Origin of the sequence: Mediterraneibacter sp. (assembly GCF_030825015.1) — a bacterium.
Classification (GTDB): domain Bacteria; phylum Bacillota; class Clostridia; order Lachnospirales; family Lachnospiraceae; genus Mediterraneibacter.
On record NZ_JAPJQP010000002.1, the window covers coordinates 189300 to 206854 of the forward strand.

The following is a 17555-nucleotide window of genomic DNA, read 5'->3' on the forward strand; positions in this document are numbered from 1 at the left end:
TTAATCAGGATAGGCAATGGAGTGGAGAAAAAGTCCCGATGGATCACAGTGGAACTTTTTCTCCGCTCCTTTTTGAATGAGAAATTCGATAATGCGTTCAGGCATCTGATAGAGAAAATCATTTGCACAGATTTTGATTGTAAGAACGGGCGACAGACCGCCTGTTAAATCTTTTTGTTCAGAGAAAGAAATGTCGAAAATTTCTTTGACAGTTCCTTTCTTCTTTTTTACCGCAGAGAACGTGCGGAAATCATGAATCCCTATGAGACTGTCCGCCGCTTCTTTCATGGCGTCAAGATCTGCATTGGAAATTTTTCGATCTGGATGCGCGGTGTAATCCCTTGTGAACAGATTGCCATCAGGGGAAACGCTGATGCGGTATATATAGGTTTTTGAGACAGCATTAAGATCTGCTCGGAAACGATCGGACACAATTTCACAACTTAAGACACGAATATCTTTCGGAAGGTATTCGTTTAATTTTTCTAAAAAATATGTATCGGAAAAAGAACTCTCAGTATGAAAATTGACTGTCTGGCAGAGCGCGTGAACTTTGGGAGCTGTTTTCGCACCTGCAAAAAGGAGAACGTCTTCTCCTGTCATTTTTTTTAAAACAGAGCAAATCCGGCAGGAGACTGTTTTTGCATATCCGTCAGAGGCGGGGCGCGTCCATCCTAAATAGCGTGTTCCATCGTATTGAAGAGTCAGTTTTATATTCGGCATAAGGTACTCCTTTGCTTGGCGTATTTGTAGATCGTATTTCTGTATAATAGTGTATCGGATGAGGAGCGGAATGTACAGGGGTGATTTTATTTGCCGTTTATGATATACTGGCTACATAAAATCTGATGAGTTGAAGAATGGAGAAAAGGATGATAGAAGAAAGAAGAGTAGAAGATTCTCAAGTGGAAACAGTGCATATCGTAAGACCGAATCATCTCAATGCAGCAGGGCGTCTTTTCGGAGGTATGCTGATGCAGTGGCTTGATGAAGTGGCGGGTATGGTAGCAAAGCGGCATACGAGATCCAATGTCATTACTGCATCCGTAGATAATCTTCGGTTTATACAAGGAGCATACAAAGGCGAGATGGTTGTCGTGATCGGAAAAGCGACATATGTAGGTACGACATCTATGGAGGTGCGTGTAGATACTTATGTGGAACATATGGAAGATGGGATGCGCCGTCCCATCAACCGCGCGTATTTTACAATGGTGGCGTTAGATGAGAATGATAAACCAAAGCAAGTGCCCCGACTGGTTCTGGAGACGGAAGCGCAGCGCGCGGAGTGGAAGGCGGCGGAGAAACGCCGGGAGATGCGGATGCGGCGTAAGGAAGAAGGGTTTTAATAAAGAAACAGTCTATTTTCCGTTGTGTTTTCGGAAGAGCGAGGATGCCATATTGATCGTGCGGTCAATTTGCTCTCGCTCTTCTTTACTTTTACCTTCTTTTAAAATCTCAAGAATTAAAGTCATTTCTTCTGGGGTAAATCGAATCCCCTGTTTGTTGGCTCCGCTGATAAGCGCCATCATGACGGGTGCTAATTCTTTTCCTGATTTTCCGGAAGTCTTGGAGGCGGCGGTTTTGATCAGTTCTAATTTTATGGGATCTATATTTTTCATCGCAGGATTGTTCATCCATTCATTCATATTGACGTTCCTTTCCTTTTTGATTTTGAATTCGAAATAGTTTCTGTATGATTTCTGTCGGTTTCTGTCGGTTTGTGTCGGTTTTTATCAGTTTTTGTCATAGTTTTCGGAGCTTTCTTTGGTGTTTTCTTCCGAATCTTCTTTAACATATTCTTCGGCTTTGCATGTGCAATCTGGATCGGAGTCAGTCTGTGTCGCTGCCGTGTCATGTTCGGTATTTTGAAAAGCGGATGAAAAGAGATCGCTGTACATGCGGAATTGTTCCTGAAAATCCGAAGAAAATGCTCCGGAGAAAAGATCAGCCGGCTGGAAAGAGGCATCTTGCGGTGGCTGCATCATCTCCATAAACGCCATCATTTCTTTTAACTGAATGAGTGTGTCCAGCATCTCGGCATCTTTTGGATTCAGATAAGGACGAAGGTTGTCGATGAGATCTGTTGGAGAGGCTGCGCTTTGTCCCGTCCCTTCTTTAGAAAAAGGATCTGTCCGGCAGTCGTGTCCGAAGAGGCGGATCGTTTTTTGAAGTTCAGTAAACTTGATGAAAGAAGCCAGCATCCGACGCCCGGGAAAAGGGGTGTATGGGATGAACAGCTTCATGATCTGAAGGGGCGGTGATGTGACAAGCACATCAAAAGGTGTCATTCGTTCCGAGTGGTCTTGATCCATTTTCTGAAATGCTCCGATGTATAGCGTTGTAAATATATATGTGACTTTGTATAGAAATATGTATTATGGGAATGTTACTTTTTAGAAAATATTTCATAAAATAGTAGAGAATGGGTACAAGAAAGGAAATGAATATGTCAAGGAAATTGATTATTGACGGCAATGCGGTGTATGAGATCGATGAACAGTGTATGTTGAAAAGAAAACTTGAAAGTGAAGAGAAAATGACAAAAGAAGAAGGGAAAAAGAAAGAAGGAATGAAAGAGAAAGAAAATGAAAAATAAAAAAAGAACAATGCATACAAGAAAGATGCGCGGAAGAAACCGCGCATCTTTCTTGTATGGTGACGAGCCAAAGTCCGGGCTTTCCCGAGACCTTGGCGACCGCTTACAATCCCGGAATGTGCCTTTTGGCACTTCCGGTGATTGAAGACAGAAGGAAAATTCAGATTAGCATCCGCATCCGCAGTTCGATCCGCATCCGCCGCCGAAGCTGTTGCCGCCGCAGAAGAAAAGAAGCAGGATGATCCAAAGACAACTGTCATTTCCGCATCCGTTTCCGCATCCACTGTTCATGTTTCCGCATCCGCCGCAGCATGCAAGGAGAAGGATGATCCAAAGGCAAGAAGACATACCGTTTCCGTTTTCGCATCCGCATCCGCAGTTAGTAGCTGTTAAATCACTCATGTTAAAACCTCCGAATTAATTAGTGTTTACAGTTCTATATTATGCCGGCAGAGGAAAAGTGTTCCTGAGGGGCAAAAGTTTCGCATTGGGAATATTCTGAATAAAAAAGGATTTCTTATGAAATGGGTAAAACAATCGGTTGGATATTGGTGTGACGATATGATGACTGGGGAATATATGGGGCAGGGAATCTGTGCGGCGCTGCTGGATACAGGAGTGGCGGGGCATCCTGATCTGGCAGGGCGCATTGTGCAGTTTTGTGATTTCACAAAAGAAGAGAGTCGATCAGGTGACAACGGTTATGATGACAGTGGGCACGGAACTCATGTGTCAGGAATTTTGTGCGGAAGCGGGAAAGTGTCTTCCGGAGTATATGCGGGAATGGCTCCCAAAGCAGAGCTTGTTGTCGGTAAAGTTCTTGATAAAGACGGAAACGGAGATGTTTCTCATGTATTGAAAGGGATTGAGTGGATTTTAGAGGAGAGGAAACGGTACGGGATCCGAATTGTGAATATTTCTGTCGGTACACAACCCGGACTTGCGCAGAAACAAAAGATGATGCTGTTGGATGCGGTGGAATCTCTTTGGGACTGCGGCCTCATCGTTGTTGTGTCTGCCGGAAATTACGGACCGGAAGAAGGAACGGTCGCAGTGCCGGGAAACAGCAGAAAGGTGATTACAGTTGGCGTGCCGGACAGCAGTATTCCATATTCAAGAAAGAGCAGGAAAAGCCTGAATTATTCGGGGAGAGGTCCGACATTGGAATGTGTTGTAAAGCCGGATGTATTTGCTCCGGGAACAGGAGTCATAAGCTGTAACAGTATGTATGGGTTTACGGGAGAACATCCTTATATAATGAAGACAGGGACATCAATGGCGGCTCCGGTTGTCTCGGGCGCTGTCGCCTGCCTGCTGTCGAAATATCCTGATATGACGAATGTGGAAGTAAAGCTGAAGCTAAGAGAAGCCTGTGTAAAAATAAAAGGAACAGAAGCCGGATGGGGAATGCTTCATGTAGGGCGGTTGATGAAATGATATTTGTGAGAAAAAGATAAAGTGTAAAGAAAAAATACTTGACACAAAGAAAGGTTTCGTGTATGATTGCAGAGGTGACAAGAATGGATAAAATTTTAGAACAGGCATTATTATATGATTTTTACGGTGAACTTTTGACCGCGCATCAGAAAGAAATCTACGAACAGTTTGTGTTAGACGATCTTTCTTTAGGAGAGATCGCGGCGGATGCGGGGATTAGTCGGCAGGGTGTTCATGATATTGTGAAACGCTGCGCCAAATCACTGGAAGAATATGAACGAAAACTTCATCTCGTGGAAAAATTTCTTGCCGTGAAAGAGCAGGTATCCCGCATTGACGGGGTGCTGAAAGAGTGGGAAGAAAAGAAAGAAGATCCGGAAGAGATCATACAGCGCATCCGTAAGTTGTCGGCAACGATTATCGAAGAGTTGTAGATGCACTTATTTGCAGCTGAAAACAGAGTGTGTTTCAAATAGATGCGGAAGGAAAAGGTAGAGGAGTCAGACAATGGCATTTGACAGCTTAACAGAGAAATTACAAAATGTATTCAGAAACCTTCGCAGCAAAGGCCGTCTCACAGAGGATGATGTGAAGGCTGCGCTGAGGGAAGTTAAGATGGCGCTTCTTGAGGCGGATGTCAATTTTAAAGTCGTAAAAAAATTTGTAAAAGACGTTCAGGAAAGAGCTGTCGGTCAGGATGTTATGAACGGACTGAATCCGGGACAGATGGTGATCAAGATCGTAAACGAAGAGCTTGTGAAGCTGATGGGATCTGAGACGACAGAGATCAAGCTGCAGCCGGGAAGTGCGATCACGGTGATCATGATGGCAGGTCTTCAGGGAGCAGGTAAGACGACGACAACGGCAAAACTGGCGGGAAAATATAAATTAAAAGGAAAGAAACCGCTTCTTGTTGCCTGTGACGTTTATCGTCCGGCTGCGATCAAACAGCTTCAGATCAATGGTGAAAAGCAGGGCGTGGAAGTGTTTTCAATGGGCGATAAAAACCGTCCGGCTGATATTGCAAAGGCGGCTCTTGTCCATGCACAGAAAAACGGCAACAATATCGTAATCCTTGATACCGCGGGACGTCTTCATATTGACGAAGAGATGATGGCGGAACTTCAGGAGATCAAACAGGCGGTAGAAGTTCATCAGACGATTTTGGTTGTAGATGCAATGACAGGTCAGGATGCGGTCAATGTAGCCGAATCCTTTCATAATAAAATAGGAATAGACGGTGTGATCGTCACGAAATTAGACGGTGATACGAGAGGCGGTGCGGCGCTGTCCATTAAGGCAGTGACCGGAAGACCGATCCTCTATGTCGGTATGGGTGAGAAGCTCTCTGATCTGGAACAGTTTTATCCGGACAGGATGGCATCTCGAATTCTCGGAATGGGAGACGTACTGACATTGATCGAGAAAGCCGGCGCAGAGCTTGATGAAGAGAAAGCGATGCAGATGGCAGACAAGATGAAAAAGGCGCAGTTCGACTTTGAAGATTATCTGATGAGTATGGAACAGATGCGTAAGATGGGCGGTCTGTCAAGTATTATGAGTATGATGCCGGGTTTGGGCGGATTAGGCGGAAAGAACAAACTGCCGGATTTGGATTCGCCGGAAAATGATAAGAAGATGGCTCGTATGGAAGCGATTATATATTCAATGACCCCGGAAGAGAGAAAGAATCCGGATCTTTTGAATCCTTCCAGAAAACATCGGATAGCAAAAGGTGCAGGGGTGGATATCTCCGAAGTAAACCGCATGGTAAAACAATTTAATGAGTCTCGGAAGATGATGAAAAAACTTCCGGGCATGATGGGCGGTAAAGGTGGTAAGAAGGGCAGATTCAGACTTCCCTTTTAACACATAGATAACAAACAATAACAAAACAAATTAAGAAAGAAAAACAGAGGTGGAAAAAATGGCAGTAAAGATCAGATTAAGAAGAATGGGACAGAAGAAAGCTCCTTTTTATAGAATCGTGGTAGCTGATTCAAGATCCCCGAGAGACGGAAGATTTATCGAGGAGATCGGAACATACGATCCGACAAAAGATCCGAGCGAGTTTAAAGTAGATGAAGAGCTTGCTAAAAAATGGCTCAACAATGGCGCACAGCCGACAGAAGTAGTAGGAAAGATCTTCAAGGCAGCAGGAATCGAAAAATAAGATGTCCGCGGAGGTGCGTACAGATGAAAGAATTAGTTGAGGTGATAGCAAAAGCGCTTGTAGATCATCCTGAAGAAGTTTCTGTTAACGAAAAAGACGAAGGACGTACCGTAGTGCTTGAGCTTCATGTCGCAGAAGGCGACATGGGAAAAGTGATCGGCAAACAGGGCCGTATCGCAAAAGCAATCCGTTCTGTTGTGAAGGCGGCAGCGGCAAAAGAAGACAAAAAAGTAGTTGTCGATATTATGTAATTAAGAAAGCAAGAGGGACAGCGTTCGGTAAGAACAGCCTGCCCCTTTTCTTATATTACTTATCAGTATATAGATACGGGATGATCGCGGGAGAATGGAAGTTTCAATGCGATATTTCGTTTGATTGATAGAATTGACGTAACAGCAGGAAAAAGGTTGGAGCAAGGAGAAAAATATGGAACAGTTTTTGCAGGTGGGAGCGATTACTTCTACCCACGGTATTCGGGGTGAGGTAAAAGTGTTTCCGACGACAGACGATCCGGCGCGGTTTAAGAAACTGAAAAAAGTGATTTTAGATATGGGAAAACGACAGATTGAGATGGAGATCCAGTCAGTCCGGTTTTTTAAGCAATTTGTGATCGTTAAGTTTAAAGGAATTGATAATATCAACGATGTAGAACAATATAAAGGCGGCGCTCTTTTTGTGAATCGGGAAGATGCGGTGCGTCTTGAGGAAAATGAATATTATATCGCAGACCTGATCGGTATGGATGTGTTTACACAAGAAGGACATTTCGGCGTTGTAAAAGATGTGATGGAGACAGGGGCAAACGAAGTGTATATCATTGATTCTGACGCGCACGGAGAAGTGCTTGTGCCGGCAATCCGGCAATGTATCGAAGAGGTCGATGTAGAAAACGGGAAAATGCAGATTCGGCTTTTAGAAGGTCTGATCGGATAGATTTTAGAGTTAGGAGAAACAGACGAATGAACTTTCATATACTTACGTTGTTTCCTGAAATGGTTGAAAATGGACTGAAAACGAGTATTATCGGGCGGGCGGTCGATGCGGGACTGCTGTCGATCGAAGCGGTTAATATCCGGGATTTTGCCTTTAATAAGCATCAGAGCGTGGATGATTATCCGTACGGCGGAGGCGCGGGAATGCTGATGCAGGCTGAGCCTGTATATTTGGCGTATAAAGAGATTAAGGAACGAATCAAAAGAGAGGATAAGAAACTCCGTGTTGTCTATCTTTCTCCGCAGGGGAAGACGTTTGATCAAAAGATGGCGGAAGAACTGGCGGCAGAAGAAGATCTTGTCTTGTTGTGCGGACATTATGAAGGGATTGACGAGCGGGTTTTGGAGGAGATCGTGACAGACTATGTTTCGATAGGTGATTATGTTCTTACCGGAGGGGAGCTCCCGGCAATGGTTATGGTCGATACGATCTCAAGACTTGTGCCCGGTGTGCTGCACAATGACGTCTCGGCGGAATTTGAGTCTTTTCAGGATAATTTGCTGGAATATCCGCAGTATTCCAGACCGGAAGAATGGCATGGGAAGAAAGTACCTCCGGTGCTTTTATCGGGACATCATGCGAACATTGAGAAATGGCGCAGGGAACAGTCGATTTTGCGGACGTACGAAAGAAGGCCGGATCTTCTGGAGAAAAGTACGCTGACATGGAAAGAAAAAAAGTGGCTGGAAGAGACTGTTAAGGAGAAAACAGCGCAGGAAGAAGTGAAAGAAGACGAGGACAATTAAAGAAGGAAGTCAGTCGGAAATGAAAGAACAGCATAAGATAGAACGATAAAGTGACTTTGATAATAAAAACAGAAGAATTGATAAAGGGATAGAAAATGTGATAAGGGGTACGAATTGGTATTTGTTACACTTTTTAACGAAAAATTTTTAACAGCTTGAAAATGAAAGAAGCAGAGGGTAGACTTTTTTGGGGATTGCCGGAGACGGGAGTCTCTTTGTTGCAATGGCAACGAGCCGAAGTCCGGGCTTGCCCGAAGCCTTGGCGACCGCTTATAATCCCGGAATGGCCTTTTGGCACTTCAGGTGATTAAGTATATTTTAATAATAGGAGGAAGAGAAAATGAAGAAAAACATTTTCAAAAAAGTGGGCAGAGTCTTTACTTCACTGGCTCTCGTAGCGTCCATTTGTCTGACAATGTCGGTTTCTGTTTTTGCAAAAGGGTATGACTTGGATGACAAAAACATCAATTATCGTGATTATCTTTATTTCGTTATTGATGGAAAAGATTACAAGATGACAGCTCTTACAACGGAACCGGGCGTGGATTTTTCGGGAAGCGATGTATCTGCCGAGGTTTATGCAAAAGTTGATATGGAAGGTCTGAATGCAGCAATGCAGGCGGCAGGATCAAAAGATACATTTGTCCTGAATAATAAGACATATATGTCACGTTATGAGAAATCAACAGATCCGATCGTATATAACTTTCAGGATGCCGGAAATGGTACATATGCGATCGTAGATAAATCAGGCGCGCATATGACGCTGGATAACCTTGCACATGTAGCGACTGTCGGACTGTATATCGGAAAAACAGCGGACAGCAGTACTTATTATTTCGGGATGGATGCGCTTGTAACCAATCTTTTTAAGCTCAATATTCTCGGAAAAGTGACAGCAAAAGCGATGGTGAACTACAAAGATGCAGAAGGAACAGTCTTAAGACAGCTTATGTATGAGACAGAGACAACAGGATACTGGGGAGAGAGTGTTCTTGTAGAATATGCAAATCTTCCGCTGATCGGAACGTCTTATAAGCTTGCAGGAGATACAACAGGCGCATATATCAGCTATGGATTAGAAAATGAGATCAACGTAACAGTTGAAAAAATCGCACCGGACTTTACTGCTCTTGAAGCGAAAGTTGCAGAAGTAGAAAAATTCCTTGACGAAACAGAAAAGGAATACACAGAAGAATCAATGAATGCTCTTACAGGAGCGCTCACAGTGGCAAAAAATATTCTTGCAAACAAAGACAATGCGATTCAAGAAGATGTAAATAATGCATTGACAGCATTGACAAATGCAAAAGATGCTCTCGTTTTGGCGCCGGAAGAACCGGGAGAAACAGTTGATCTGAAAGCGTTGAAAGACAAAGTTGCAGAAGTAGAAAAATTCCTTGCAGAGACAAAGACAGAATATACAAAAGAGTCCATGAAAGCGTTGAAAGACGCTCTTGCAGATGCAAAAGCAATCATTGCAGATCCGGAAAACGTAAAACAGGCTGATGTAGATAAAGCTCTGAAAGCTTTGACAAAAGCAAAAGAAGGTCTTGTACCGGTAACAGGCAACGTCAAAGAAACAGCTGATGCAAAACAGGAATCAAAAGCTCCGGTTACGGGAGATAATTCCTTTGCAGGACTCGCGCTTTCAGCGGTAATGCTTTGTCTTGCAGCAGGAACTGTTGTTTTTGTAAAGAGAAAACACATTTAGTACTTGTCAATCGGCACAAAATATGATAGACTACAGAAGTTGTGAAAAGAAGAGCGATGGTCCTCTGGCACATTTTCAGTGTTAAGAACGTCAAATATTAAGGAGGTCACACAAAATGAACGATATCATTAAGAAAATCGAAGCAGAGCAGTTGAAAGAAAACGCACCGGAATTCAATGTCGGCGATACAGTAAAAGTATACGCTAAGATTAAAGAGGGAAACCGCGAAAGAATTCAGGTATTTGAAGGAACAGTTCTGAAAAGACAGGGCGGCGGAGCAAGAGAGACTTTCACAGTAAGAAAGACATCTAATGGAATCGGAGTTGAAAAAACATGGCCGATCCACTCACCACATGTTGAAAAAGTAGAAGTTGTTCGCAGAGGTAAAGTCAGAAGAGCGAAACTGAACTACTTGAGAAAACGTGTAGGAAAAGCTGCAAAAGTAAAAGAATTAGTAAAATAGTAACCAGTGAGAGGGACAATTACAAATTTGTATATTGTCCCTTTTTAAAATATTAAGAAAGATTTTCGGGATTTCCCGGCAGCGGGAAAGGAAAGTTGATAGAAGCGGACAGTCGCGGAAGCGATTGAAGCGGAGGGGCTATGGGAGAGTTAGACTTTCGGAAGAAACGTAAAAATACAAATGTGCGGGGAGCGGGAAGAAAACAAGGGAAAAGTTCCAAACAGCGTGAACTGCGCTTTGAAAATGAAAAAAGGGAAAAGCGGTCTTCCGGTAAACGCTGGGGCAGAAACAGAAACAGCGCAAAGGGGATTGTTTTGTGGGCAGTAGAACTTTTACTCGTCTGTATGACGGCTGTTTTCCTTGTGGCGGCATTCGGGCAGAGAGTGAATGTGATCGGAGATTCCATGTCTCCGGTTTTGAAAAATGGAAATGTCGTGATGATAAATCACTTTATTTATAATATAAAAAATCCTTCGAGAGGAGATATTGCAGCGTTTCAAAAAGATGGGGGCGATCTGTATTCTGTAAAGAGGATCGTAGGTCTTCCCGGAGAGACAGTGCAGATCAAAGAAGGAGAGCTGCTTATCAATGGAAAACCTCTGAAAGAAGAGTACGCATCTGATATCGGATATGCGGGAACCGCATCCGAACCGGTCAAGTTAGGAAAAGAAGAATATTTCTTTTTAGGGGATAATGATACTGCCAGTGATGACAGCAGGGAAAAAGCGATTGGTAAGATTAAGAAAAAAGATATTTACGGAAAAGTTTGGTTTGTTATAAAACCGTGGTCTGAGATCGGTTTTGTCTCAGATTGATTTTAGGAGGGCGATTCATGCATTTTCAATGGTATCCGGGGCATATGACGAAAGCCCGCAGAATGATGCAGGAGAATATAAAATTGATCGATCTGATCATTGAGCTTGTAGATGCGCGGGTTCCGCTTGGCAGCAGGAATCCGGACATTGATGAGCTGGGGAAAAATAAGGCGCGTCTGATCTTATTGAATAAATCAGATCTTGCAGAAGAACGGCTCAATGACGAATGGATCGAGTATTTTAAAGAAAAGGGATATTCTGCCGTAAAGGTGAATTCTAAAAAAGGCGGGGGGATGAACCAGATTCGTGCTGCGATTCAGGAAGCATGTAAAGAAAAGACAGAACGAGACAGGAAAAGAGGCATTTTAAACAGACCTGTCCGGGCGATGGTTGTAGGCATCCCGAATGTCGGAAAATCTACGTTTATTAATTCTCTTGCAGGAAAAGCGTGTACAAAGACAGGAAATAAGCCCGGAGTTACGAAAGGAAAGCAGTGGATCAGACTGAATAAAAACGTGGAGCTTCTTGATACACCGGGAATTTTGTGGCCGAAATTTGAAGATCAGGAAGTCGGAAAAAAACTGGCTTTTATCGGATCGATCAAAGATGAGATCCTTCAGACAGAGGAGCTTTCTACAGAACTGATCAAATTTTTGAATGCAAAATATCCGGGAGTGCTGGAAGAAAAATATAGTATCGAACATTCGGAAGATGGATATGAATGTCTTGCTTCTATTGCAAAGAGCAGACATTGTGTTGTACGTGGAAGTGAGCTTGACACAGAGAAAGCTGCGGCGATTCTTCTTGATGATTTCCGAAGCGGAAAATTAGGACGGATCTCTTTGGAGCGTCCATAGTATTTACGGAACAAAGAAACGTACAGAACAGGAAAAATGCGTGAACAGCAGAGGCTGGGGAGAACAGCGGAAGCTGCAAAAGAATGACAGCGAAAAGATGTTTGTATAGCAGAGGTTGACTTGAATGAAAGATGTAATAAAAGAACTTGCAGGATGGATCATATCGATTTTATTGATTGTGGCGGCATCTTATCTGATCGTTACATTTGTCGGACAGAGAACGCAGGTAAGTGGTTCTTCTATGGAAACGACACTGTCGGACGGAGATCATCTTGTTGTAGATAAGATCTCGTATCGTTTTCGAGAACCGCAGCGTTACGAGATCGTTGTATTTCCGTACCGGTATGAAAAAAATACTTACTATATTAAACGGATCATCGGACTTCCGGGAGAAACAGTTCAGATTGTAGACGGATATATTTATATAAACGGAAAACAGCTTGATGAGCATTATGGAAATGAAATAATAGAAGAAGCAGGAATGGCGGCAGAACCGATTACTCTCGGGGAAGACGAATATTTTGTAATGGGAGATAACCGGAATAACAGTCAGGACAGCCGGGTTTCTGATGTAGGCGCGATCCATAGAAATGAATTGATGGGACGCGCGTGGATACGGATTTGGCCGTTTGATAAATTCGGAGTGATAAAACATGAGTAAAAGTATCGCACAGATTAAAGCAGAGTTTGAACAGGCGGATGGGAACAGACGCGCAGAATTGTATGATATGTATGGCGATGATGCGCGCAGCGGCGTTCAGAAACTGATCGCTTCCTATCGAAAAAAAGAAGAGGCGCTTCGCTTAGAGCGGGAGCGCCTTTCTCGCATGCAAAGTTATGAGAGAAAATACAAAGATGCAAAAATGATATGCGGGATAGACGAAGCGGGGCGGGGACCTTTGGCAGGTCCGGTCGTGGCAGGCGCGGTTATTTTGCCGAAAGATTGTGAGATTTTATATTTGAATGATTCAAAGAAACTTTCGGCATCCAGAAGAGAAGCGCTCTATGATGAAATTATGGAAAAGGCGGTGGCAGTCGGCGTCGGGATGGCAAGTCCTGCAAGAATTGACGAGATCAATATATTACAGGCAACCTATGAAGCGATGCGTAAAGCGGTGGAGCAGCTTTCGGTTGTTCCGGATCTTCTTCTAAACGATGCGGTTACGATTCCTGGTATACCATATCGTCAAGTGCCGATCATCAAAGGAGATGCAAAAAGTGTTTCGATCGCCGCGGCAAGTATTATTGCAAAGGTGACAAGAGACCGACTAATGATGCAGTATGACGAGATTCTTCCTGAATATGGTTTTGCTCATAATAAAGGATATGGATCTCAAAGTCATATTGAAGCGCTCAGGCGTGTCGGGGCAAGTTCTATTCACAGACGTTCTTTTATTAAAAATTTTATTTCAGAACAATAAACTGTGAAAAATATTTGAAAACAAAATATGACAGAAGAAAAAAGCAATAAGAATGTGGTAAAATGGATCAAAGAATGAAAAGAAATAACAGATCTGTCGGAACGGCGTATGAGCAGGCGGCAGGATATTATCTGGAACAAAACGGATATGAGCTGTTGGAGTATAATTATAGATGTCGGAGCGGAGAGATTGATATTATCGCGAAAGACGGAGATTGTTATGTATTTTGTGAAGTAAAATACCGTTCGGGAAAGCAGGCAGGAAGTCCGTTGGAAGCGGTTGATTTAAGAAAGCAAAAGAAGATCTTTCGGTGTGCCATGTATTATACAGTGCAGCATGGTATCGGGGATGAGCCGTGCCGTTTTGATGTGATCGGGGTGGAAGGAACAGAAATCATGCATATAAAAAATGCATTTACGGGGTGATCGTATGAGTTTAGGATTGATCTATAAAAACGAAGAACATATTTTTGATGAAGTGTGCGGGCAGACTCCCTTTTTAACTTATCCGATGTTTGATAAGACCGGCATTGTGCGAAATGCGTTTTCAACGCGGATGGGCGGAGTGAGCGAAGGGTATTATGCGTCTTTGAATCTTAGCTTTGACAGAGGAGACGACAGAGATGCGGTCTTGGAAAATTTTAGAAGGATAGCGGCGGCGATCGGGACAGACTGCGAGAATATGGTTTTGTCCAGACAGACGCATACGACAAATGTGCGTGTTGTTACAGAGGAAGATAAAGGAAAAGGAACTCTGAAAGAACGGAATTATTCAGATGTAGACGGTCTTGTGACGAACGTGCCCGGAATTTGTCTTGTTACTTCCTACGCGGATTGCGTTCCGCTCTATTTTGTTGATCCGGTGAAGAAAGTGATCGGATTGAGTCATTCAGGCTGGAGAGGAACGGTTGGAAAGATCGGAAAAGAGACAGTTCGGATTATGTGCGATCGATTTGGGTCTGATCCGTCGGACATATTGGCGGCGGTAGGTCCGTCCATATGTCAGCAATGCTATGAAGTGAGCGGGGATGTGATTGATCAGTTTAAAAATGCATTTGATGAGAAAGAGTGGGAGCGTTTATTTTATAGAAAAAGAAACGGAAAATATCAGCTTGACTTGTGGAAGGCAAATGAATTGATCTTTCGCGAATCCGGGATCAGACCGGAGCATATTGCAGTTACAAATGTATGTACTCACTGTAACAGCAAGATTTTATATTCTCATCGGGAAACAGGAGATAAAAGAGGCAATTTATGTGCGTTTCTTGCATTGAAATAAATGTTATTCGTGTAAGAATGCTGACAGGAAGGACACTGCCGGAATGGGCGTCGCCAGACGGAACGTCGGAAGGAGCGATGTCGGACAAAATACGGGTAGAATAAATGGTGCCGGGGCGGAATCCTGTTAGACATAAGTGATGTCAGGATAAATGCTGTCATGGTGAATAAAAAGACGGCGGGTAGGATCAGGCTGTAAAAGTACAGAAAACGGAAGGAGAATCGCGGAATGTATGCACAGGTTATAAAAGGAATAAAAATAGGAAACCGTTTCCTGTCAGCTGTGGGGACGGGAAGCACATCTCAGCAGGATATGAAAGATGTCCTCGAGACTGCCGGAGAGGTGAAGGCAGAGGCGACTGAAGAAGTGAATCGATTTATCGAGTTCTTTCAAGATAATATTCCGAATTTGATTAGTTTCGGAATTAAAGTTGTTCTTGCTCTTATCTTTTTCTTTATCGGAAGTAAGGTGATCAAATGGATTCGAAAAGTGATCCGAAAATCATTTGAGAGAAGTAATGTCGATGCAGGCGTGAAGCAGTTTATTGATTCGGTAATTAAATTCAGTTTATATGCGATCCTGATCTTTATGATCGCGACCAACTTTGGGGTGGAGTCCTCGTCAGTAGCGGCTTTGATTGCTTCGGCAGGTGTTGCGATCGGTTTGGCTGTCCAGGGGAGTTTGTCCAATTTCGCAGGCGGTATTTTAATCTTGATCTTGAAGCCGTTTACTGTGGGCGATTATATTATCGTAACGCAGGAAAATATTGAGGGAACAGTAAAGGAAATTCAGATATTTTATACAAAGCTGGCTACGATCGATAACCAGACGGTTGTTGTTCCAAACAGCATTCTGACGAACAACAGCCTTACAAATGTAACAGCAAGACCTGAGCGAAAACTGGATTTGAAAGTAGGGATTTCTTATGAGGCAGATTTAAGGAAGGCGAAACAGATCGTAGAGGAAAAACTGTGTGATGATCCTTCAATCATACAGGATGAAGAGAAAAGGGTGTTTGTGGATTCTCTTGGAGACAGCGCTGTTGTGATCGGACTTCGGGCGTGGGTTAAGACAGATGAGTATTGGACGACAAGATGGAGGATTTTAGAAGAGATCAAACTTACTTTTGATGAAGAAGGAATCGAGATTCCGTATAATCAGTTGACCGTTCATATGAAAGCGGATGGACAGGGTGCAGATGAAAAGGTAAAAACGGAAAAAATGTAACAGTTTCCCCATAACGTCTTGATTGTCTGTTAGAGTGATCGGAGTGGATGCAGAGGAGTCGTTGGGGGATTAGCTGGGGCAGTGAAAAAACTAAAAAAGTAGTTGAAATTTATAACAAAATAAGATATAATAAATAAGGTTCGTGTTGATACGAACTTTATGCCGGAATAGCTCAGCAGGTAGAGCACTTCACTCGTAATGAAGGGGTCGTCAGTTCAAGTCTGATTTCCGGCTTAATAAAAAACGCAGTTCTGATTTTTCAGGACTGCGTTTTTATGATCCATAAAAAGAGAAATAATGGATGTTTGCTTTTAAAATCTAGAGAAATCGTATATAATAAAAAAGAAAATAATTTTGAAATAAAGAAGGGGGTTATCTTATGGACAGAAAAAATATATGGACGTCCTATAGCAGGGAACAAAAAGAGGAACTCAAAGAAATTAATGACAAATATAAACACTGTCTTGATGCCGGAAAAACGGAACGGGAATGTGTGGAACTTAGCGTAAATATGGCAAGGAAAGCAGGATACCGGGAACTTGAGGAAGTATTAGCATCAGGGGAAACACTCAAAGCCGGAGACAAAGTGTATACAGTGAATATGAATAAGATGCTTGTTCTTTTTCGAATCGGAGAGAAACCGATTTCTGAAGGAATGAATATCTTGGGGGCTCATATCGATTCACCTCGTATTGATGTGAAACAAAATCCGCTCTATGAAAATGAAAATTTTGCTTATCTTGATACGCACTACTATGGCGGTATAAAAAAATATCAATGGGTGGCACAGCCTCTTGCTTTACACGGAGTGATTGTTAAAAAGAATGGAGAAACGGTAAAAGTATCCATCGGAGAAGCAGAGACAGATCCGGTATTCGTGATCACAGATCTTCTTGTCCATCTTGCACAGGAACAGTTGGAAAAGAAAGCGTCGCAGGTGATTGAAGGAGAGAAACTGGATCTTTTGATTGGAAACTGTCCGATCGACAAGGCGGATGATCTGCAGAAAGAAGAGAAAGACGCTGTCAAGAAAAATGTGATGAATATTTTAAAAGAAATGTATGATATAGAAGAGGAAGACTTTTATTCAGCGGAGTTGGAGATCGTTCCGGCGGGAAAAGCCAGAGACTGCGGAATTGACAGAAGTATGAACTTATCTTATGGGCAGGATGACCGTGTATGTGCATTTACGTCTCTGTTTGCAATGCTGGATGTGACGGATGCAAAACGGACAGGCTGCTGTCTGCTTGTAGATAAAGAAGAGATCGGAAGCGTCGGAGCTACGGGAATGCATTCTCGCTTTTTTGAGAATACGGTAGCAGAGCTGATCGCAGCGACAGAAGGTGAGTCAGAATTAAAAGTCCGCCGCGCTCTTCGTAATTCAAAGATGCTTTCCTCGGATGTGAGTGCAGCGTTTGATCCGATGTTTGCAGAAGCATTTGAAAAACGTAGTTCCGCATTTTTCGCAAATGGGATCACGTTTAATAAATTTACGGGAAGCAGAGGAAAATCCGGCTCTAACGATGCGAATGCAGAATATATTGCGGCGCTTCGCAAGACAATGGACGATGCACAGGTTGCCTATCAGTTTGCGGAACTTGGCAGAGTTGATCTTGGCGGCGGCGGAACGATTGCCTATATTATGGCAAATTACGGAATGGAAGTGATCGACAGCGGAGTTGCGGTGCTGAATATGCATGCTCCTTATGAAGTGTCAAGCAAAGCAGATGTATATGAAGCTGTGAAAGGATACCGAGCTTTCCTTTGTATGGAATAAGAGGAATATAAACTCCTTAGGATTATGTAAATAGTTACAAAAAACAGAGAAAATG

23 protein-coding genes and 1 tRNA gene are annotated in these 17555 nt (G+C 43.0%); 20 read left to right on the forward strand and 4 right to left on the reverse strand.

Annotation, left to right across the window (positions count from 1 at the left end):
- The gene (locus RCH61_RS02565; protein WP_306479788.1) at positions 1–723 is read right to left on the reverse strand and encodes a tRNA pseudouridine synthase A; all 723 of its coding nucleotides are present in this window, start codon (positions 721–723) and stop codon (positions 1–3) included.
- A gap of 149 nt (positions 724–872) precedes the next feature.
- Here RCH61_RS02565 and RCH61_RS02570 point away from each other — a divergent pair, with 149 nt between their 5' ends.
- Positions 873–1349 (forward strand): acyl-CoA thioesterase, encoded by a 477-nt coding sequence (locus RCH61_RS02570; RefSeq protein ID WP_178007197.1) that lies wholly within the window; start codon positions 873–875, stop codon positions 1347–1349.
- A 12-nt stretch (positions 1350–1361) separates the two neighbouring features.
- Here the strand turns inward: RCH61_RS02570 and RCH61_RS02575 are convergent, their stop codons facing one another.
- Positions 1362–1649: a hypothetical protein gene (locus RCH61_RS02575; RefSeq protein WP_178007195.1), complete on the reverse strand. Its 288-nt coding sequence runs from the start codon at positions 1647–1649 to the stop codon at positions 1362–1364.
- 87 nt (positions 1650–1736) lie between these two features.
- Positions 1737–2315: a hypothetical protein gene (locus RCH61_RS02580; protein ID WP_306479789.1), complete on the reverse strand. Its 579-nt coding sequence runs from the start codon at positions 2313–2315 to the stop codon at positions 1737–1739.
- A gap of 134 nt (positions 2316–2449) precedes the next feature.
- On the opposite strand from RCH61_RS02580, the gene RCH61_RS02585 reads away from it, so the two are divergent.
- On the forward strand, positions 2450–2599 hold the full coding sequence (locus RCH61_RS02585) for a hypothetical protein (RefSeq protein WP_178007193.1): 150 nt from the start codon (positions 2450–2452) through the stop codon (positions 2597–2599).
- 165 nt (positions 2600–2764) lie between these two features.
- On the opposite strand, the gene RCH61_RS02590 is transcribed toward RCH61_RS02585, so the two are convergent.
- Positions 2765–3001 (reverse strand): chorion class high-cysteine HCB protein 13, encoded by a 237-nt coding sequence (locus tag RCH61_RS02590; protein WP_306479790.1) that lies wholly within the window; start codon positions 2999–3001, stop codon positions 2765–2767.
- 117 nt (positions 3002–3118) lie between these two features.
- On the opposite strand from RCH61_RS02590, the gene RCH61_RS02595 reads away from it, so the two are divergent.
- The 18 genes from RCH61_RS02595 to RCH61_RS02680 all read left to right on the forward strand — a co-directional run bounded on the left by RCH61_RS02595 (position 3119) and on the right by RCH61_RS02680 (position 17500).
- Positions 3119–4036 (forward strand): S8 family peptidase, encoded by a 918-nt coding sequence (locus tag RCH61_RS02595; protein ID WP_178006258.1) that lies wholly within the window; start codon positions 3119–3121, stop codon positions 4034–4036.
- Between the two features lie 83 nt (positions 4037–4119).
- A complete protein-coding gene (gene ylxM, locus RCH61_RS02600) occupies positions 4120–4470 on the forward strand; it encodes a YlxM family DNA-binding protein (protein WP_178006257.1) in 351 nt (116 codons plus the stop codon).
- A 73-nt stretch (positions 4471–4543) separates the two neighbouring features.
- Positions 4544–5905: a signal recognition particle protein gene (gene ffh, locus RCH61_RS02605; RefSeq protein WP_178006256.1), complete on the forward strand. Its 1362-nt coding sequence runs from the start codon at positions 4544–4546 to the stop codon at positions 5903–5905.
- Between the two features lie 58 nt (positions 5906–5963).
- Positions 5964–6209: a 30S ribosomal protein S16 gene (gene rpsP / locus RCH61_RS02610; RefSeq protein WP_004845380.1), complete on the forward strand. Its 246-nt coding sequence runs from the start codon at positions 5964–5966 to the stop codon at positions 6207–6209.
- Between the two features lie 23 nt (positions 6210–6232).
- On the forward strand, positions 6233–6460 hold the full coding sequence (locus RCH61_RS02615) for a KH domain-containing protein (protein ID WP_178006255.1): 228 nt from the start codon (positions 6233–6235) through the stop codon (positions 6458–6460).
- Between the two features lie 175 nt (positions 6461–6635).
- On the forward strand, positions 6636–7142 hold the full coding sequence (gene rimM / locus RCH61_RS02620) for a ribosome maturation factor RimM (RefSeq protein ID WP_306479791.1): 507 nt from the start codon (positions 6636–6638) through the stop codon (positions 7140–7142).
- A gap of 26 nt (positions 7143–7168) precedes the next feature.
- A complete protein-coding gene (gene trmD, locus RCH61_RS02625; protein ID WP_178007415.1) occupies positions 7169–7948 on the forward strand; it encodes a tRNA (guanosine(37)-N1)-methyltransferase TrmD in 780 nt (259 codons plus the stop codon).
- Positions 7949–8288: 340 nt separating this feature from the next.
- Positions 8289–9662: an FIVAR domain-containing protein gene (locus tag RCH61_RS02630; protein ID WP_178007413.1), complete on the forward strand. Its 1374-nt coding sequence runs from the start codon at positions 8289–8291 to the stop codon at positions 9660–9662.
- 115 nt (positions 9663–9777) lie between these two features.
- Positions 9778–10125 (forward strand): 50S ribosomal protein L19, encoded by a 348-nt coding sequence (gene rplS / locus RCH61_RS02635; protein ID WP_306479792.1) that lies wholly within the window; start codon positions 9778–9780, stop codon positions 10123–10125.
- 140 nt (positions 10126–10265) lie between these two features.
- The gene (gene lepB / locus RCH61_RS02640; protein ID WP_178007449.1) at positions 10266–10940 is read left to right on the forward strand and encodes a signal peptidase I; all 675 of its coding nucleotides are present in this window, start codon (positions 10266–10268) and stop codon (positions 10938–10940) included.
- Between the two features lie 17 nt (positions 10941–10957).
- Positions 10958–11797 carry a ribosome biogenesis GTPase YlqF gene (gene ylqF, locus RCH61_RS02645; protein WP_178007451.1) on the forward strand — a complete coding sequence of 280 codons (840 nt, stop codon included), beginning with the start codon at positions 10958–10960 and terminating at the stop codon, positions 11795–11797.
- Between the two features lie 124 nt (positions 11798–11921).
- A complete protein-coding gene (lepB, locus tag RCH61_RS02650; RefSeq protein ID WP_178007453.1) occupies positions 11922–12458 on the forward strand; it encodes a signal peptidase I in 537 nt (178 codons plus the stop codon).
- A complete protein-coding gene (locus RCH61_RS02655) occupies positions 12451–13218 on the forward strand; it encodes a ribonuclease HII (RefSeq protein WP_178007455.1) in 768 nt (255 codons plus the stop codon). Before lepB (RCH61_RS02650) ends, RCH61_RS02655 begins: the two co-directional genes overlap by 8 nt.
- Before the next feature lie 62 nt (positions 13219–13280).
- The gene (locus tag RCH61_RS02660) at positions 13281–13643 is read left to right on the forward strand and encodes a YraN family protein (RefSeq protein ID WP_178007456.1); all 363 of its coding nucleotides are present in this window, start codon (positions 13281–13283) and stop codon (positions 13641–13643) included.
- A gap of 4 nt (positions 13644–13647) precedes the next feature.
- The gene (gene pgeF / locus RCH61_RS02665) at positions 13648–14496 is read left to right on the forward strand and encodes a peptidoglycan editing factor PgeF (RefSeq protein WP_178007458.1); all 849 of its coding nucleotides are present in this window, start codon (positions 13648–13650) and stop codon (positions 14494–14496) included.
- 312 nt (positions 14497–14808) lie between these two features.
- Positions 14809–15723, forward strand: coding sequence for a mechanosensitive ion channel family protein (locus tag RCH61_RS02670; RefSeq protein ID WP_306479805.1), 915 nt, complete (start codon positions 14809–14811; stop codon positions 15721–15723).
- Between the two features lie 161 nt (positions 15724–15884).
- Positions 15885–15957 (forward strand) — tRNA-Thr (locus RCH61_RS02675).
- A 145-nt stretch (positions 15958–16102) separates the two neighbouring features.
- Positions 16103–17500 carry an aminopeptidase gene (locus RCH61_RS02680; protein ID WP_178007462.1) on the forward strand — a complete coding sequence of 466 codons (1398 nt, stop codon included), beginning with the start codon at positions 16103–16105 and terminating at the stop codon, positions 17498–17500.
- Positions 17501–17555 lie beyond the last annotated feature (55 nt).

Bases quoted from the DNA above. Each gene is read 5' to 3' on its own strand.
- RCH61_RS02595 (WP_178006258.1), top strand. From the start codon at position 3,119: ATGAAATGGGTAAAACAATCGGTTGGATATTGGTGTGACGATATGATG.
- pgeF (WP_178007458.1), top strand. From the start codon at position 13,648: ATGAGTTTAGGATTGATCTATAAAAACGAAGAACATATTTTTGATGAA.
- rimM (WP_306479791.1), top strand. From the start codon at position 6,636: ATGGAACAGTTTTTGCAGGTGGGAGCGATTACTTCTACCCACGGTATT.
- RCH61_RS02670 (WP_306479805.1), top strand. From the start codon at position 14,809: ATGAAAGATGTCCTCGAGACTGCCGGAGAGGTGAAGGCAGAGGCGACT.
- RCH61_RS02575 (WP_178007195.1), bottom strand. From the start codon at position 1,649: ATGAATGAATGGATGAACAATCCTGCGATGAAAAATATAGATCCCATA.
- RCH61_RS02565 (WP_306479788.1), bottom strand. From the start codon at position 723: ATGCCGAATATAAAACTGACTCTTCAATACGATGGAACACGCTATTTA.
- RCH61_RS02630 (WP_178007413.1), top strand. From the start codon at position 8,289: ATGAAGAAAAACATTTTCAAAAAAGTGGGCAGAGTCTTTACTTCACTG.
- trmD (WP_178007415.1), top strand. From the start codon at position 7,169: ATGAACTTTCATATACTTACGTTGTTTCCTGAAATGGTTGAAAATGGA.
- RCH61_RS02680 (WP_178007462.1), top strand. From the start codon at position 16,103: ATGGACAGAAAAAATATATGGACGTCCTATAGCAGGGAACAAAAAGAG.
- RCH61_RS02655 (WP_178007455.1), top strand. From the start codon at position 12,451: ATGAGTAAAAGTATCGCACAGATTAAAGCAGAGTTTGAACAGGCGGAT.
- rpsP (WP_004845380.1), top strand. From the start codon at position 5,964: ATGGCAGTAAAGATCAGATTAAGAAGAATGGGACAGAAGAAAGCTCCT.
- rplS (WP_306479792.1), top strand. From the start codon at position 9,778: ATGAACGATATCATTAAGAAAATCGAAGCAGAGCAGTTGAAAGAAAAC.
- RCH61_RS02615 (WP_178006255.1), top strand. From the start codon at position 6,233: ATGAAAGAATTAGTTGAGGTGATAGCAAAAGCGCTTGTAGATCATCCT.
- ylqF (WP_178007451.1), top strand. From the start codon at position 10,958: ATGCATTTTCAATGGTATCCGGGGCATATGACGAAAGCCCGCAGAATG.
- lepB (WP_178007449.1), top strand. From the start codon at position 10,266: ATGGGAGAGTTAGACTTTCGGAAGAAACGTAAAAATACAAATGTGCGG.
- RCH61_RS02580 (WP_306479789.1), bottom strand. From the start codon at position 2,315: ATGGATCAAGACCACTCGGAACGAATGACACCTTTTGATGTGCTTGTC.
- lepB (WP_178007453.1), top strand. From the start codon at position 11,922: ATGAAAGATGTAATAAAAGAACTTGCAGGATGGATCATATCGATTTTA.
- RCH61_RS02590 (WP_306479790.1), bottom strand. From the start codon at position 3,001: ATGAGTGATTTAACAGCTACTAACTGCGGATGCGGATGCGAAAACGGA.
- ylxM (WP_178006257.1), top strand. From the start codon at position 4,120: ATGGATAAAATTTTAGAACAGGCATTATTATATGATTTTTACGGTGAA.
- RCH61_RS02660 (WP_178007456.1), top strand. From the start codon at position 13,281: ATGGATCAAAGAATGAAAAGAAATAACAGATCTGTCGGAACGGCGTAT.
- RCH61_RS02570 (WP_178007197.1), top strand. From the start codon at position 873: ATGATAGAAGAAAGAAGAGTAGAAGATTCTCAAGTGGAAACAGTGCAT.
- RCH61_RS02585 (WP_178007193.1), top strand. From the start codon at position 2,450: ATGTCAAGGAAATTGATTATTGACGGCAATGCGGTGTATGAGATCGAT.
- ffh (WP_178006256.1), top strand. From the start codon at position 4,544: ATGGCATTTGACAGCTTAACAGAGAAATTACAAAATGTATTCAGAAAC.